Consider the following 14,656-nt stretch of genomic DNA (forward strand, 5'->3'; position numbering starts at 1 on the left):
TCGGTACGGGTCGGGTCATCCGAAGTCCATCCTGCGGTCCATCAGGCCAGCACGGTTCCGGTCGGACCCGACGAGCGGATCGTCACGGCCGGTGCGGGATCTGAGGGAGCGATCAGCGAGTGGACGAACGCGCCGCCTCGAACTCCGGCGCATACCCCTGCTCGCTCCACAGACGCTCCAGCGTCCCGTCGGCGCGAGCCTGTTCCAGCTCATCCATGACCTGGGCACGTGTCTTGCCGCCCGCAGCAGGTGCGGAGAAGCGCACTTCGCTGCTGGTGTCCGACGACATGCCCACCGTCACATCGGCATCGGCCTGGTGATTCGAATACTGCACGTCCATGCCGCGGGCTTCATCGAAGTCCGGCGCATAGCTGTGCTCCCCCTGCAACTGGGCCAGGGTGCCGTCCGCGCGGGCCTGCTCCAGCTCCGCGATCACTTGGTCGCGGGACTTGGGCCCGGACACGATCTCTTCCTCCACCTGGGCGAAGGCGGGCACGGCCAGTGCGGCGGCCAGGGCCGCGGCGCCCAGGGGAATCGACAGCTTCTTGAAGTGATGCATGGTGAAACTCCTTCGGTTGAAAGTGGTCCAGCACGCGTGATCCATCGCGTTGCCGCGGAGCGGATCCCGCTGCGTCGGCGCGCTTTTCAAACGCCTTGGGATCGACTCTACGCAGTCCGCGCTGACACGAGGCGGACATGCGGATGACCGTTTTGTCATCGTTGCGCAGCGCGGGCGGATTGCTGCGCGCCCTGCGGCAACGCGTGGACCAGTTGACCGCGATGCTCGAGCGGCAGCGGCGTTCCTGCGCGCAGCGCGAGGCCTTCAGCGCGAACGTCGCGCATGAACTGCGCACGCCGCTGGCGACGCTGATCGCCGGCACCGAGCTGACCCTGCGCGAGGGCGGCTTGCCGCCGACCGTCGCGGATCGCCTGGGCGGTCATCTCGATGAACTGCATCGCATGCAGGACATCGTGGGCGACATGCTGTTCCTGTCCCGCGCTTACGGCGGCCAGCGCGCGCGGCGTCAAGCCGTCGACAGCCTGGCGGCGCTGGCGCGCGAGGTGGCGGACTACCACGATGCCGCCCTCGACGAAGCCGGGTTGTCCCTGCGCATCGAAGGCGACGGCGCGGCCGAGGTCGATGCGGCGCTGCTCAAGCGCGCGCTGTCCAACCTGATCGACAACGCGACCCGCTATGCGACGCCGGGCAGCGCGCTGCGCGTGGGCATCGAGCCGGTTCGAGGCGGTGTCATCCGGCTGTGGGTCGCCAACCTCGGGCCGGTGATTCCGGCGGCCCGCCTGCCGCGGCTCTTCGATCGCTTCTATCGGGCGGAGTCCTCGCGCGAGTCGCAGGCGGTCGGCGCCGGGCCATCCGGGGAGCATCTGGGGCTGGGGCTGTCCATCGTCGACGCGATCGCGCGCATGCATGGCGGCGCGCCGTTCGCGCGGTCCGGCGACGGGGAGACGCGCATCGGGTTCACCTTGACCGGCGGCCGGCGCGCGCCCGCCTACACTGCGCGCCGGCCCGAGGCGGCCCCCTCCGGCGCGCGTGCGTCGACGCCGTCCGCCTCGACGAGTTCCCCGCCCGCCTCGCCCCGATGACCGATCGCCTGCTCTCCTTCGTCCAACATCCCCTGGGTCGCCGCGTCGCCCGCGCGCTCGGCCTGCCGCAGCCGGTGCCCCTCCTGCGGCGCCACGATGCCTGGGAGGACCAGGAACTGGCGGGACGTCTCCTGAGCGTGATCGCGCCGGGGAGCATGGCGCCAATGCCCTCGCTGCTGGCGGCCATCGCCGCGCAAGGCGGCACGGCGGCGGGCGATGCGCCGGCGAGCGCGTTGGTCATCGACGCCACCGGCTGCCGCGATGTCGCCGCGCTGCAGGCGCTGTTCATGCAGGCGCAGTTCGGCGTCTCGCGGCTGGCGCCCGGTGGCCGGGTGCTCGCGCTGAGTTCTTCCGGCGCGGCAAGTGCGGCCGAAGCCGCCTGCCTGCAGGCCGTGTCCGGTTTCATCCGCGCGCTGGCCAAGGAGATCGGCCGCCGCGGCGCGACCGCGAATGCGCTGGTGCTGGGCGAAGGCGCGGCGTCGGCCGAATCGCTGGCGGGCGCGCTGCGCTTCTTCGCGACGGACCGCTCGGCCTACGTGTCCGGACAGGTGCTCGCCTGGCGCAAGGAGGCGGCGCCCGCGCCTGACCGGCCGCAGCCGGTGGCGCTGGTGACCGGCGCCGCGGGCGGGATCGGCGCCGCCACCGCGCGTCGGCTGGCGCGTGACGGGCTGCGGGTGCTGTGTGTCGACGTGCCGGCGGCGCGCCAGCCGCTGGAGGCCTTGGCGCGCGAGCTCGACGGCCCGCTGCTGGCCGCGGACCTGACCGCGGCGGGCACGGTCGACGAATTGGTCGATGCCGTGCACCGGGTCGGTGGCGTCGACGTGCTGGTACACAACGCCGGCATCACCCGCGACCGCACGCTGGCGCGGATGTCGACGGCGGAATGGGATGCCGTGATGGCGGTGAACCTCGCGGCGATCCTGGCGATCGATGCGCGCCTGGACGAAGCGGGCCTGCTGAACGCGGGCGTCCGCGAGGTCTGCCTGTCGTCGATCAGCGGCATCGCCGGCAACGCCGGGCAGACCAACTACAGCGCGTCGAAGGCCGCGTTGATCGGTTACGTCGCGGCACGCGCCGCGCCTCTGGCCGAACGCGCCGGCACGATCAACGCCGTGGCGCCGGGATTCATCGAGACCGCGATGACACGGCGCATGCCGCTGATGGTGAGGGAAGCGGGGCGCCGCCTGAATGCGCTCAAGCAAGGCGGCACGCCGGCGGACGTGGCCGAAGCGATCGCTTTCCTGGCCTCGCCCGCCGCGCATCCGCTGACCGGCCAGGTGCTGCGCGTGTGCGGCCAGTCGCTGCTGGGCGCGTGAGCGCTCCGGGCCATCATGGACGGGCGCCTGAGCGCCCCGGCCAGCTGACGGGGCGAGCGCGCCCCGGTGGCCGCTGACCGACTGGTCAGATGTAGCCCATCAGCAGCAGGATGACGAGGATGAGCACCACCAGGCCCAGGCCGCCGCTGGGGTAGTAGCCCCATCCGCGGCTGTGCGGCCAGGCGGGCAGCGCGCCGATCAGGAGCAGGATGAGGACGACAAGCAGGATGGTGCTGATCATGCGGATCTCCGGCATCTTGTGAATCGATCCCGGCCGGCGCCCAGGAGCGCCGCCGGCAGATGCCTTTGCGTGGCAACCGCTGTGCCTGCGCCGCCCATCGAGCTCCCCCGCGCGATCCCCCATTGGCGGGCCCTCTCTTCCCGCCCATTCAGAGCGATGGTCAAGCGCACCTGCTTTCCGCGAGCATGGCCTCCGTCGCGTCGTGCATTGAGGCAGATCAATCGAGTGCAGCAATCACGTCGCGACCCTGCCGGGCCGACTTGCCGATCCGCCTTCCGCGCACCAGCATGTCGACCCCTCGCCCTTTGACTTGCCACTTGATCATGACCACCCTCCCCTTCGATGCCCGATCGAGCGCTCCGGCGCTCGCAAAACTCCCGCCCTCGCTTGGACAGTCGGGAGGCCCCCGACCTGCCGAAGACACGATCGGCCTGCGCCTGCCCGCGGAAGTCTGCGAACTGATCGACCGCGCCGCCGCCGCGGCGGAGAAATCACGCGAGGCCTTTCTGATGGATGCCATCCTGGATGCTTCCGAAGCGACGCTGCTGCACCGGGCCACGTTCGGCCTCGACGAGGCGCAACTGAGCGCCTGTCAGGCGCTGCTCGACCGCCCGCTGGACGAGAACCCCGGCTTCCAGCGGCTCATGGCCAGGAAAGCGCCATGGGCGACCTGACGGATGCACTCCACCCGCCTCAGCTGCTGACGACCGCGCATGTCCGCGGCGCGTTCTCCTGCGGACACGTCGTCCTCGACGCGTGGCTCCAGCAGCGGGCGGAATCCAACCAGGCCAGCGGTGCATCCAGGACCTATGTCGTCGCCACGGCGCGCGGCATCGTGATCGGTTACTACTCGATCGCGCCAACGGCGCTCGAGGCGCGCTTCGCCAAGGGCGCGCTGCGTCGCAACGCGCCAACGCCCATCCCGATGTACCTGCTGGGGCGCCTGGCCGTGGACGCGTCATGGAACGGCCGGGGCATCGGCGCCGCCTTGCTGCAGGACGCACGATCCCGCGCCGAAGAGGCTTCACGGATCGCCGGCGGCAAGGGCCTGCTCTGCCACGCGATCGATCATCGTGCCAAGGCGTTCTACATCCGGCAGGGATTCGCGTCGTCACCCATGGAGCCTCTGATGCTCATGCTCGCTCTTTCCCCAACGGCCCCGCGCCGTCCCCCACCATGCGCATGAGCACCGCCGCCGTGCGCTGCATCAGCGGCGTCGCGCGCTTGCTGGTCGGGGTGACCAGGCAGAGCGTGCTCTGGATGTCCGCCCGCGCGAACGGCGTCGTGACCAGACGCTCCGGCCGCTCGTAGATCTGCAGCGCGTCCTCGCCCAGCGCCGCGTGGCCGATGCCCGCCGCGACGCAGTCCAGGATCGCCGGCACGCTCGCCACCTCCCAGCGCACGTCCAGCTGCACGCCCGCCATCGCCGCCGCCTGCTCCATCAGCGCGCGGAAGATGTGCCCCCGCTGCGGCATCACCAGCGGATAGCGGGACAACTGCGACAGCGTCGGCGGCCGCGCCGGCGCCTGGTCCTTGGGGCTCACCAGGCACAGCCGCTCGCGGCGCAGCGGCAGGATCTCCAGCGCCGGCAGCGGCTCCGGGTTGTAGACCAGCGCCAGGTCGGTGCGCCCGGTCAGCAGCCACTCGGTCAGGTGCACCGAGAAACCCTCCATGATCGTCAGCCGCGCCTGCGGCATCTCCGCCTGGAACGCCCGGATCAGCGCCAGCGTGTGCAAGCGCGCCAGCGTCGGCGGCATCGCGATCGTGATCTGCCCCACCGGCTCGCTGCGGCGCGAGCGCAGGTCGTCCTTCGCGTGGCTCACCAGGTTGAGGATGTCCTGCCCGTGCTGCAGCAGCCGCCGCCCCGCCTCGGTCAGCGCCACGCCGCGCCCGTTGCGCAGCAGCAGGGTCTCGTGCAGCTCCGTCTCCAGCGCCCGCACCTGCCGGCTCAGGGCCGGCTGCGCCACGCCAAGCACCATCGCGGCCTTGCTGAAGCTGCCGTGTTCGGCGACATGGACGAAGGTTTCCAGCTGGGTCAGGTTCATGCGGCGATGCTCTCACGATCCGGCATGGCCAGACCATCCGGTCCATGCCCGATCGGAATATCAGCTAGTGGAAGCTAGAACTGGATCGTCTGGCCCGACCGGACCAGAATCCGCCGCAATCCCTCCCCCGCCCCTCCGACCTCGACCTCCAACGGAACCCCGCTCGTGATCGCCCCCCTCTCCGGCATTTCCTCGATGGCCACCCGCGTGCTGCTGGCCGAGCTGTCCGCCGCCTACACCGCCGCGCACGGCCTGGAGATCCGCTTCGAGTCGATCGGCGGCGTCGATGCCGCCCGTCGCGTCGAGGCCGGCGAGGCGGTCGACCTCGTCGTCCTGGCCGCCGACGCGATGGCCCGCCTGGCGGCCGCCGGCCGCCTGCGGGCCGGCTCGCTGCGGCCGATCGCGGATTCGCCGATGTACGTCGCCGCACCCGAGGGTCAGGCACGGCCCGCCGTCGACAGCGCCGACGCGCTGCGCCAGGCGCTGCTGGATGCGCGCGCTATCGGTTACTCGACCGGCCCCAGCGGCCAGGCCCTGCTGGCCCTGCTGGCGGACTGGGGGCTGAAGGAGGCGCTGGCCGCGCGCCTGCGCCAGTCGCCCGCGGGCGTCCCCGTCGCGACGATGGTCGCCCAGGGCGATGTCGACCTGGGTTTCCAGCAGCTCAGCGAACTGCTGGGCCATCCGGGCGTGACGCTGCTGGGCCCGATGCCACCCGGCCTGGAGATCGTCACCCGCTTCACCGCCGCCGTCGCCGCCAACAGCGGCGAACCCGCCACCGCGCAGCGGGTCGTCGACGACTTTGCCTCGGCCCACCACGACGCGCTGCGCCGTCGACTCGGGCTGGCCACGCCGGCGGCCTGAAGCGAGCCCCCTTCTACCGCCCACCGTCCACCGCCCACCAGGAATCCGCCATGTACGAACTCGGCGTCGTCTACCGCAACATCACCCGCGCCGACCGCACGGCCGCCGACGCGCTCGGCCACTTCGGCGCCGCGACGGTCCATGAGGCGCTCGGCCGGGTCGGTCTGCTCAAGCCCTACATGCGGCCGATCCAGACCGGCGTGTCGGTGTCGGGCACCGCCGTCACCGTGCTGCTGCAGCCCGGCGACAACTGGATGCTGCATGTCGCCGCCGAGCAGATCCGCGAGGGCGACATCGTCGTCGCCGCCGTCACCGCCGAGTGCAGCGACGGCTACTTCGGCGACCTGCTCGCCACCTCCTTCAAGGCGCGCGGCGCTCGCGCGCTGGTCATCGACGCCGGCGTCCGCGACGTGCGCACGCTCAACGAGATGGGCTTCCCGGTCTGGAGCCGGTGCATCTCGGCCAAGGGCACGATCAAGGCGACGCCCGGCTCGGTCAACATCCCGGTCGTGTGCGCCGGCGCGCTGGTCCATCCCGGCGACGTGATCGTCGCGGACGACGACGGCATCGTCTGCGTCCCCGCCACGATGGCGTCCAAGACGCTGGACGCCGCCGCCGCCCGCGAGGCCAACGAGGGCGCCAAGCGCGACCAGTTCGCCGCCGGCGTGCTCGGACTGGACCTGTACAAGATGCGCGAGCCGCTGGCCAAGGCCGGCCTGCGCTACATCGACTGATCCGGCCAGTCCGCCCGCCGTCCCTGGTTCCCGCAGTTCCCCTGAAGTCGCCCTGAAGTCCCTCTGAAGTCCCTCTGAAGTCCCTCTGAAGTCCCTCTGAAGTCCCCCGCAGTCCCCACCGCAGTCCCCCTCCCCCGAACGGCCCGCCCCGCAGAGGCCGACGATCGACGCCCCTGGAGACAACGACGATGACCGCACCCCGCCTTCGCGCCCGCCGCACCGCCCTCGCCCGCAGCGGGCAAGTCCTGGCCCTGGCCGCCGCCGCGCTGCTCGCCGCGGCCCTGCCCCGCCTCGCCACGGCGCAGGCCAGCGCGCCCGCCACCGACTGGCCGACCCGGCCGGTGCGCATCCTCACGCCCTTCCCGGCCGGTGCCGGTCCGGAAACCGTGGCCCGCGTCGTCGCCGAGAAGCTGTCCAAGAAGTGGGGCAAGCCGGTGATCGTCGAGAACAAGCCCGGCGCCAACGGCTTCATCGCGATCGACACCTTCAAGCGCGGCGCCACCGACGGCCACGACCTGATCCAGCTGGACAACGCCCACCTGGTCATCTATCCGCACCTGTTCAAGAAGCTGCCCTACGACCCGGTCAAGGACTTCGACCCGATCGCGCCGCTGTTCAAGGCCTATTTCTTCGTCGGCGTGTCGGCCAACAGCAAGTACAAGACCGTCGGCGACATCGTGGCCGATGCCAAGGCCCATCCCGGCGCGCTGAACTACGGCTCCTGGTCGGTCGGCAACCCGGTGCACCTGGGCGCGGCGCAGCTCGAGGCGATGACCCAGACGCAGATGACGCACGTCGTCTACAAGGAGACGTCGATGCTCTACACGGCCGTGGCCAACGGCGAACTCAACTTCGCCCTGGGCACGATGGCGACGGCCGGGCCGCTGCAGCGCGCCGGCAAGATCCGCTTCATCGCCATCACCAGCCCGAAGCGCCACCCGGCCTTCCCCGACGTCCCCACCGTGGCCGAGTCCGGCGGCCCCGCCGGCTACGAGGCCACCGGCTGGACCACCATCGCCGCGCCGCGCGGGCTGCCCAAGGCGGTGCAGGAGCGCATCCAGCGCGACATCGAGGCTGCGCTGGCCGAGCCCGACATCCGCGAGCGCTATGTCACCTTCGGCTACGACGTCTTCCCGACCACGAAGGAGCAGTACATGGGCTTCATCTCCGCCGAGTCGGCCAAGTACGCCGCGCTGATCAAGCGCTTCAACCTCTCGCTGGACTGACATGAGCACCGCCGCCTCCGATCACGGCCAGCCGCCGGCGCTGGACGAGCTGCGCGTGGGCCTCGTCGGTTACGGCGAGGTCGGGCGCATCCTGGCCGAGGACCTGCGCGCCGTCGGCGTCGCCGTCAACGCCTACGACCTGAAGCTGGAGTCACCGTCCGCCGACGCCGACACCATGCGCGAGCACGCCGTGCAGTTCGGCGTCGGGCTCAGCCCCTCGGCCACGATGGTGGCCACGCCGGCCGACCTGGTCGTGAGCGCCGTCACCGCCAGCCAGACGCTGGACGCGGCGCGCGCCGCCGCCGCGGGCCTGCGGCCCGGCACCTTCGTGCTGGACTTCAACTCGGCCTCGCCCAAGGCCAAGCGCGAGGCGGCCGAGGCGGTGCAGGCGGCCGGTGGCCGTTATGTCGAGGGAGCGGTGATGACCAGCGTGCCGCCCTACCGGATCAAGGTCCCGCTGCTGCTGGGCGGTCCGCATGCGGGCGCGATCGCGCCGCTGCTGGCGCGGCTGGGCTTCGCCGCCAGCGTGGGCAGCGCGGAGCTCGGCATCGTCAGCGCGACCAAGATGTGCCGCAGCGTCATGATCAAGGGCCTGGAGGCCATGATCATCGAGAGCCTCACCGCCGCCCGCCATTACGGCGTCGAGGACGCGGTGCTGGCCTCGCTGAAGGAGACCTTCCCCGGCATCGAGTGGGAAAGGCAGGCCGCGTATTTCTTCCAGCGCGTGATCCAGCACGGCCGGCGCCGCAGCGAGGAGGTGCGCGAGGTCGCGGAGACCGTCCGCGACGCCGGGCTCACGCCCTGGAGCGCCGAAGGCACCGCCGAACGCCAGGCCTGGATGGCCGACCTGGCCGAGGACGGCCTCTTCGGCCAGCGCGGCGATCCGGCCTTCGGCCGCAGCCCCGACTGGCGCACCGAGGCCGACCGGCTGCTGGCGCACCTGGCCAAGCCGCGGCTCCCGCCGCACGGCTGAGCGCTGCGCCTCGCCGACGGCCACCGACTTCCCTCCCCGATTTCCCGCTCTCGCACAAGGACCCCGCGATGACGCTTCCCACCACCGGCGGCTTCGACAAGACCCCGGGCTGGCTCGACTGGCACTCGAGCCCGTCGACCCCACGCTTCCAGCTGCCCGAAGGGGCCGTCGACGCGCACTGCCACGTCTTCGGTCCCGGCGCCGAGTTCCCCTACGCGCCCGAGCGCAAATACACGCCCTGCGACGCGGGCAAGGCCCAGCTCTTCGCGCTGCGCGACCGGCTCGGCTTCAGCCGCAACGTCATCGTGCAGGCGACCTGCCACGGCGACGACAACCGCGCGATGGTCGATGCCTGCCGCGCCTCGGGCGGCCGCGCCCGCGGCGTGGCCACGGTGCGCCGCGGCGTCACCGACGCGCAGCTGCGCGAGCTGCACGAGGCCGGCGTGCGCGGCGTGCGCTTCAACTTCGTCAAGCGCCTGGTCGACTCCACGCCTCGCGACGAGTTGATGGAGATCGCCCACCGGGTGAAGGCGCTGGGCTGGCACGTGGTCCTCTACTTCGAGGCGCCCGACCTGCCCGAGCTGTGGGACTTCTTCGCCGCGCTGCCCACCACCGTCGTCGTCGACCACATGGGCCGGCCCGACGTGACCCAGCCGGTGGACGGCCCCGCGTTCGCGCTGTTCCTGCGCTTCCTGCGCGAGCATCCCTTCGTCTGGAGCAAGGTCACCTGCCCGGAGCGGCTCTCGGCCAGCGGCCCGCCGGCGCTGGATGGCGAGACCGAGCCCTACCGCGACGTGATCCCCTTCGCGCGCCACGTCGTCGAGGAGTTCCCGGACCGCGTGCTCTGGGGCACCGACTGGCCGCACCCCAACCTCAAGGACCACATGCCCGACGACGGCCTGCTGGTCGACCTCATCCCGCGCATCGCGCCCACCGCCGCGCTGCGCCAGCGCCTGCTGGTCGACAACCCGATGCGGCTGTACTGGCCGGAGGTCTCATCCCGATGAGCCCGATGAACCCGACGAGCCAGATGCGCCCGATGGCGAACCGTTTCCAGGAGACCTCGATGTCGATCGACAAACCCTACCGGGACATCCCCGGCACCACCATCTTCGATGCCGACCAGGCCCGCAAGGGCTACTGGCTCAACCAGTTCTGCATGTCGCTGATGAAGGCCGAGAACCGCGCGCGCTTCAAGGCCGACGAGCGCGCCTACCTCGACGAATGGCCGATGACGCCGGCGCAGAAGGAGGCCGTGCTGGCGCGCGACCTCAACCAGTGCATCCGGCTGGGCGGCAACATCTATTTCCTGGCCAAGATCGGCGCCACCGACGGCCGCAGCTACCAGCAGATGGCCGCCGGCATGACCGGCATGACCGAGACCGACTACCGCGACATGATGCTGGCCGGCGGGCGCCAGCCCGATGGCACGCCGCGGCGCAAGCGGGTGGACGACGCGGCCTCCGCGGATGCGAAGCAGGCGACGGCGGGCGACACCCGGGGCGCGACGAAGGGAAATACCCGATGAGCACGCATGCGCGCATCACCGCCTCCGTCTACACCTCCCATGTGCCGGCCATCGGCGTGGCCATGGACCAGGGCCGCACGCAGGATCCCTACTGGCAGCCACTGTTCGCGGGCTACGAGGCCTCGCGCCGCTGGATGGACGCGCACCGGCCGGACGCGATCGTGCTGGTCTACAACGACCATGCCAACGCGTTCAGCCTGGACATGATCCCCACCTTCGCGCTGGGCACCGCCGAGCGTTACGAGCCCGCCGACGAAGGCTGGGGGCCGCGCGCGGTGCCGCCGGTCCTCGGTCATGGCGAGCTGGCCGCCCACCTCGCGCAGAGCGTGATCCAGCAGGACTTCGACCTGACGCTGGTCAACCGCATGACGGTCGACCACGGGCTGACCGTGCCGCTGTCGCTGATGTTCGGCGAGCAGCCCGCCGGCGCGCCGCACTGGCCGGTGCCGGTGATCCCGCTGGCGGTCAACGTGGTGCAGTACCCGGTGCCCTCGGGCCGGCGCTGCCTGCAGCTGGGACAGGCGATCCGCCGCGCGGTGGAAAGCTTCGACGCGCCGCTCAAGGTGCAGGTCTGGGGCACCGGCGGCATGAGCCACCAGCTGCAGGGACCGCGCGCCGGCCTCATCAACCAGACCTGGGACCAGGCCTGGATGGACCGCCTGATCGCCGACCCGCGCGGCCTGTCCGAGATGCCGCACCTGGAGTACGTCCGCGAGGCCGGCTCCGAGGGCATCGAGCTGGTGATGTGGCTGATCGCGCGCGGCGCAATGAGCGACCTCGCGGACCTTCCCGGGCTCGACGCCCCGCCACGCGCACCGCGCGTGGCCCACCGCTTCTATCACGTGCCCGCCTCCAACACGGCGGTCGGCCACCTGATCCTCGAGAACCCCTGATCCCTCGCGATCCCCGGGGCTCCCATCGGAGCCCCGCCCCACTGGAGCCTTCCATGTCCACTCCCCTGCGCATCGCGCTGGCCGGCGCCGGCGCCTTCGGCCAGAAGCACCTCGACGCGCTGCGACTCATCGACGGCGTCGAAGTCGTGTCCCTGATCAGCCGCGACCTCGACAAGACCCGCGAGACCGCCGCCAAGTACGGCATCGACCACGCCACGACCGAGCTCGACGAGGCCCTCGCGCGGGACGACGTCGACGCCGTCATCCTCTGCACGCCGACACAGCTGCACGCGCGCCAGGCGCTGGCCTGCCTGGACGCCGGCAAGCACGTGCAGGTCGAGATCCCGCTGTGCGACGTGCTGGCCGAGGGCGAGGCCGTCGTGCGGCGCCAGCGCGAGACCGGCCTGGTCGCCATGTGCGGCCACACCCGCCGCTTCAATCCCAGCCACCAGTGGCTCCATCGCCGCATCGCGGCCGGCCAGCTGCGGATCCAGCAGATGGACGTCCAGACCTATTTCTTCCGCCGCACCAACATGAATGCGCTGGGCCAGGCCCGCAGCTGGACCGACCACCTGCTGTGGCACCACGCGGCGCACACGGTGGACCTCTTCGCCTGGCAGTGCGGCAGCCCGATCGTCAAGGCCCATGCGCTGCAGGGTCCGATCCACCCCACGCTGGGCATCGCCATGGACATGAGCCTGCAGCTGCAGGCGGCCAATGGCGCGATCTGCACGCTGTCGCTGTCCTTCAACAACGAAGGGCCACTGGGCACCTTCTTCCGCTACATCGGCGACACCGGCACCTACATCGCCCGCTACGACGACCTGGTCACCGGCAAGGACGAGATCATCGACGTCAGCCAGGTGGATGTGTCCATGAACGGCATCGAGCTGCAGGACCGCGAGTTCGTCGCCGCGATCCGCGAGGGCCGCGAGCCGGTCGCCAGCGTCGCGCAGGTGCTGCCCTGCTACCAGGTGCTGCACGACCTCGAGCGCGAGTTGACGGCCGGCTGATCCTCGGCTGACCACCGGCGGGGGGTCGGCGCGGTTAGGATGGCCGCCTCGTCCCCGTGCCGCCGATGGACCGCCTGCCCCCCTACGTTCCCCGCTCGCTGACCCGTCTGGCCCTGTGGCTGGCGGTGGGCAACCTCGTCATCGCCGCGGCCATCGTCGCCGCGACCTGGCTGGCGCTGCAGGCCGGCCGCGAGTCCGACCTGACCCGAGCCCGCGAAACCACCGAGAACCTGGCCGCCAGCCTCAGCATCGAGATCGGCGCCGAGCTCAAGCAGGTGGACAACGCGCTGCAGACGCTGGCGCTGCAGTACCGCCGCACCGGCGGCGGTCCCGAGGCGCTCAAGCGCGCGATGGAACGCGCGCTGGCCGACCAGCGCAGCCTGCTGCCGCAGGTCGACGCGATCCGCATGACCGACGCGCATGGCCAGGTGATCTACGGCCTGGCGGCCGAGGAAAGCAGCGTCAGCGTCGGTGATCGCGACTACTTCCAGCGCGCCCGCGACAGCGACGGCGTGGTGATCTCCGAGCCGCTGTTCGGCCGCGTGCTGCGCAAGTGGGGCATCGTCGTCGCCCGCCGGCTCGAGGCCGGGGACGGCAGCTTCGCCGGCGTCGTCTACACCACGCTCTCGACCGAGCACTTCATCGAGGGCTTCAAGGGCCTGACCATCGGCGCCGAGGGCGCGATCTCGCTGCGCACCCGCAGCCAGCGGCTGATCGCGCGCTACTCGGCCGCGGAGCCGCATTCGATCCGCGGCGTCGGCGACGTGATCGTGTCCGAGGACCTGATGCGCAAGATGGCGGCCAACCCGCAGCAGGGTTGGTACATGACCAAGACCAGGCTCGACAACATCGAGCGCATCACCTGCTACCGCCAGGTGCGCGGTTATCCGCTGACCATCTTCACCGGCGCCAGCACCGCCGACTTCCTCGCCGCCTGGCGCGGCGAGGTGCTGCAGCAAGGCGCGCTCGCGGCCGTGGTCATCCTGACGGTGCTGGGCTGCTCGGTGCTGGTGTTCCTGCAGCAGCGCCGCGACCACCGTGCCGCCACCGGCCTGCAGCAGCTGGCGCTGGAACAGGCGCTGATGCTGGACAACGACATGGTCGGCATGATGCGCCTGCGCGGCCGCAGCGTCGTGTGGCAGAACCGCGCGCTGTCGTCGCTGTTCGGTTATGCGCCCGGCGAGCTGCTCGGCCAGCCGACCCGCCAGCTCTACCTGGACGAGGCCAGCTTCCGCGAGGTCGGCGAGGCGGCCTACCCGGCCATCGAGTCCGGCCGGCGCTACCGCCAGCAGCTGCGGATGCGGCGCAAGGACGGCACGCCGGTGTGGATCGACCTGAGCGGCGCGTCGGTGTCGGGCAACGAGTCGCTGTGGATGATGATCGACGTCTCGGCGCTCAAGGAAAGCGAGGCCACCGCCAGGCACCTGGCGGTGCACGACGCGCTGACCGGCCTGCCCAACCGGGTGCGCTTCACCGAGCGGCTGGCCGGCGCGCTCACGCTGCTGGGCGAGCGGGTCGGGCTGGTGGCCGTGTGCTGGGTCGACCTGGACGGCTTCAAGGAGCTGAACGACCAGTTCGGCCACGAGGCCGGCGACGTGGTGCTGCGGGTGGTGGCGCAGCGCCTGCAGGCCGGCGTGCGCAACCATGACCTGGTGGCGCGCATGGGCGGCGACGAATTCGCCCTGCTGCTGACCGCGCTGCGTGCCGAGCACGAGGCCGAGCCGGCGCTGCGCCGCATGCTGGCGTCCATCGCCGAGCCGATCCGCCTGCCCGACGGCGATCACGCGGCGGTCACGGCCAGCATCGGCATCGCGTTTGCCCCGCTGCATGGCCGTCAGGCGGAAGCGCTGATGCGGCTCGCCGAGACGGCGATGACGATGGCCAAGCGCGCCGGCAAGCGGCGCGTGGTGTCGGCCAGCAGCATGCCAGGGAACGCCATGAACGCACCGAACTCGCCGGCGACCTCCGTCGGCCCCGACGCGCCCACGCCGGTGGACGCGATCGACACGCCCTCCAGCCCCGCGCCCGAACCCGGGACCGACAGTGCCGCGCCCGCGGGCCAGCGGCCGAGAGACCCCGGGCCGCCAGCGGTGCCGGACCATTCGTTCGACGAATCGGTCGCCGGGGAGGAAGATCCGGGCGCCACGCTGGACGGCGAGGACAGCAGCCGGGTGCCGCCGCGGCGGTCCTAGCGCGACGGCCACGCGGTCGCGGGCCGGTGGCA

At 71.5% G+C, this 14,656-nt stretch carries 16 protein-coding genes; 13 read left to right on the forward strand and 3 right to left on the reverse strand.

Annotated features, from left to right (window positions below):
* Positions 1-112: 112 nt before the first annotated feature.
* Entirely contained in the window at positions 113-559 is a 447-nt protein-coding gene (locus BM393_RS25245; protein WP_175538280.1) for a DUF4148 domain-containing protein, read from the reverse strand.
* Positions 560-696: 137 nt separating this feature from the next.
* On the opposite strand from BM393_RS25245, the gene BM393_RS10680 reads away from it, so the two are divergent.
* Both BM393_RS10680 and BM393_RS10685 read left to right on the forward strand, forming a co-directional pair.
* Positions 697-1,602: an ATP-binding protein gene (locus BM393_RS10680; RefSeq protein WP_091724741.1), complete on the forward strand. Its 906-nt coding sequence runs from the start codon at positions 697-699 to the stop codon at positions 1,600-1,602.
* Positions 1,599-2,918 carry a 3-oxoacyl-ACP reductase gene (locus BM393_RS10685; RefSeq protein WP_091724742.1) on the forward strand — a complete coding sequence of 440 codons (1,320 nt, stop codon included), beginning with the start codon at positions 1,599-1,601 and terminating at the stop codon, positions 2,916-2,918. The genes BM393_RS10680 and BM393_RS10685 overlap by 4 nt, the downstream gene beginning before the upstream one ends.
* 85 nt (positions 2,919-3,003) lie before the next feature.
* Here the strand turns inward: BM393_RS10685 and BM393_RS10690 are convergent, their stop codons facing one another.
* Entirely contained in the window at positions 3,004-3,159 is a 156-nt protein-coding gene (locus tag BM393_RS10690; protein ID WP_091725332.1) for a DUF3309 family protein, read from the reverse strand.
* Positions 3,160-3,482: 323 nt separating this feature from the next.
* Here BM393_RS10690 and BM393_RS25720 point away from each other — a divergent pair, with 323 nt between their 5' ends.
* Positions 3,483-3,833 carry a DUF1778 domain-containing protein gene (locus BM393_RS25720; protein WP_217648415.1) on the forward strand — a complete coding sequence of 117 codons (351 nt, stop codon included), beginning with the start codon at positions 3,483-3,485 and terminating at the stop codon, positions 3,831-3,833.
* Complete coding sequence (locus BM393_RS10700; protein WP_091724744.1) at positions 3,821-4,345, forward strand: GNAT family N-acetyltransferase; 525 nt, start codon at positions 3,821-3,823, stop codon at positions 4,343-4,345. Before BM393_RS25720 ends, BM393_RS10700 begins: the two co-directional genes overlap by 13 nt.
* Here the strand turns inward: BM393_RS10700 and BM393_RS10705 are convergent.
* Positions 4,293-5,204 (reverse strand): LysR family transcriptional regulator, encoded by a 912-nt coding sequence (locus BM393_RS10705; protein WP_091724745.1) that lies wholly within the window; start codon positions 5,202-5,204, stop codon positions 4,293-4,295. The genes BM393_RS10700 and BM393_RS10705 overlap by 53 nt on opposite strands.
* 165 nt (positions 5,205-5,369) lie before the next feature.
* Here BM393_RS10705 and BM393_RS10710 point away from each other — a divergent pair, with 165 nt between their 5' ends.
* The 9 genes from BM393_RS10710 to BM393_RS10750 all read left to right on the forward strand — a co-directional run bounded on the left by BM393_RS10710 (position 5,370) and on the right by BM393_RS10750 (position 14,624).
* A complete protein-coding gene (locus tag BM393_RS10710) occupies positions 5,370-6,065 on the forward strand; it encodes a substrate-binding domain-containing protein (RefSeq protein WP_254783337.1) in 696 nt (231 codons plus the stop codon).
* Positions 6,066-6,115: 50 nt separating this feature from the next.
* Complete coding sequence (gene ligK / locus BM393_RS10715) at positions 6,116-6,799, forward strand: 4-carboxy-4-hydroxy-2-oxoadipate aldolase/oxaloacetate decarboxylase (RefSeq protein WP_091724747.1); 684 nt, start codon at positions 6,116-6,118, stop codon at positions 6,797-6,799.
* A gap of 188 nt (positions 6,800-6,987) precedes the next feature.
* Positions 6,988-8,025: a tripartite tricarboxylate transporter substrate binding protein gene (locus BM393_RS10720; protein WP_091724748.1), complete on the forward strand. Its 1,038-nt coding sequence runs from the start codon at positions 6,988-6,990 to the stop codon at positions 8,023-8,025.
* Between the two features lies 1 nt (position 8,026).
* Positions 8,027-8,998, forward strand: a complete 972-nt coding sequence (locus BM393_RS10725; protein WP_091724749.1) for an NAD(P)-dependent oxidoreductase — start codon at positions 8,027-8,029, stop codon at positions 8,996-8,998.
* Between the two features lie 68 nt (positions 8,999-9,066).
* Positions 9,067-10,005 carry an amidohydrolase family protein gene (locus BM393_RS10730; protein ID WP_091724750.1) on the forward strand — a complete coding sequence of 313 codons (939 nt, stop codon included), beginning with the start codon at positions 9,067-9,069 and terminating at the stop codon, positions 10,003-10,005.
* Positions 10,006-10,064: 59 nt separating this feature from the next.
* Positions 10,065-10,526, forward strand: a complete 462-nt coding sequence (gene ligA, locus BM393_RS10735; protein WP_091725334.1) for a protocatechuate 4,5-dioxygenase subunit alpha — start codon at positions 10,065-10,067, stop codon at positions 10,524-10,526.
* The gene (locus tag BM393_RS10740; protein WP_091724751.1) at positions 10,523-11,419 is read left to right on the forward strand and encodes a class III extradiol dioxygenase subunit beta; all 897 of its coding nucleotides are present in this window, start codon (positions 10,523-10,525) and stop codon (positions 11,417-11,419) included. Before ligA ends, BM393_RS10740 begins: the two co-directional genes overlap by 4 nt.
* A gap of 53 nt (positions 11,420-11,472) precedes the next feature.
* On the forward strand, positions 11,473-12,432 hold the full coding sequence (locus BM393_RS10745; protein WP_091724752.1) for a Gfo/Idh/MocA family oxidoreductase: 960 nt from the start codon (positions 11,473-11,475) through the stop codon (positions 12,430-12,432).
* A 65-nt stretch (positions 12,433-12,497) separates the two neighbouring features.
* On the forward strand, positions 12,498-14,624 hold the full coding sequence (locus BM393_RS10750; RefSeq protein ID WP_091724753.1) for a diguanylate cyclase domain-containing protein: 2,127 nt from the start codon (positions 12,498-12,500) through the stop codon (positions 14,622-14,624).
* The last annotated feature ends 32 nt before the right edge of the window (positions 14,625-14,656 follow it).

The organism is Mitsuaria sp. PDC51, assembly GCF_900113225.1.
Taxonomy (GTDB): domain Bacteria; phylum Pseudomonadota; class Gammaproteobacteria; order Burkholderiales; family Burkholderiaceae_C; genus Roseateles.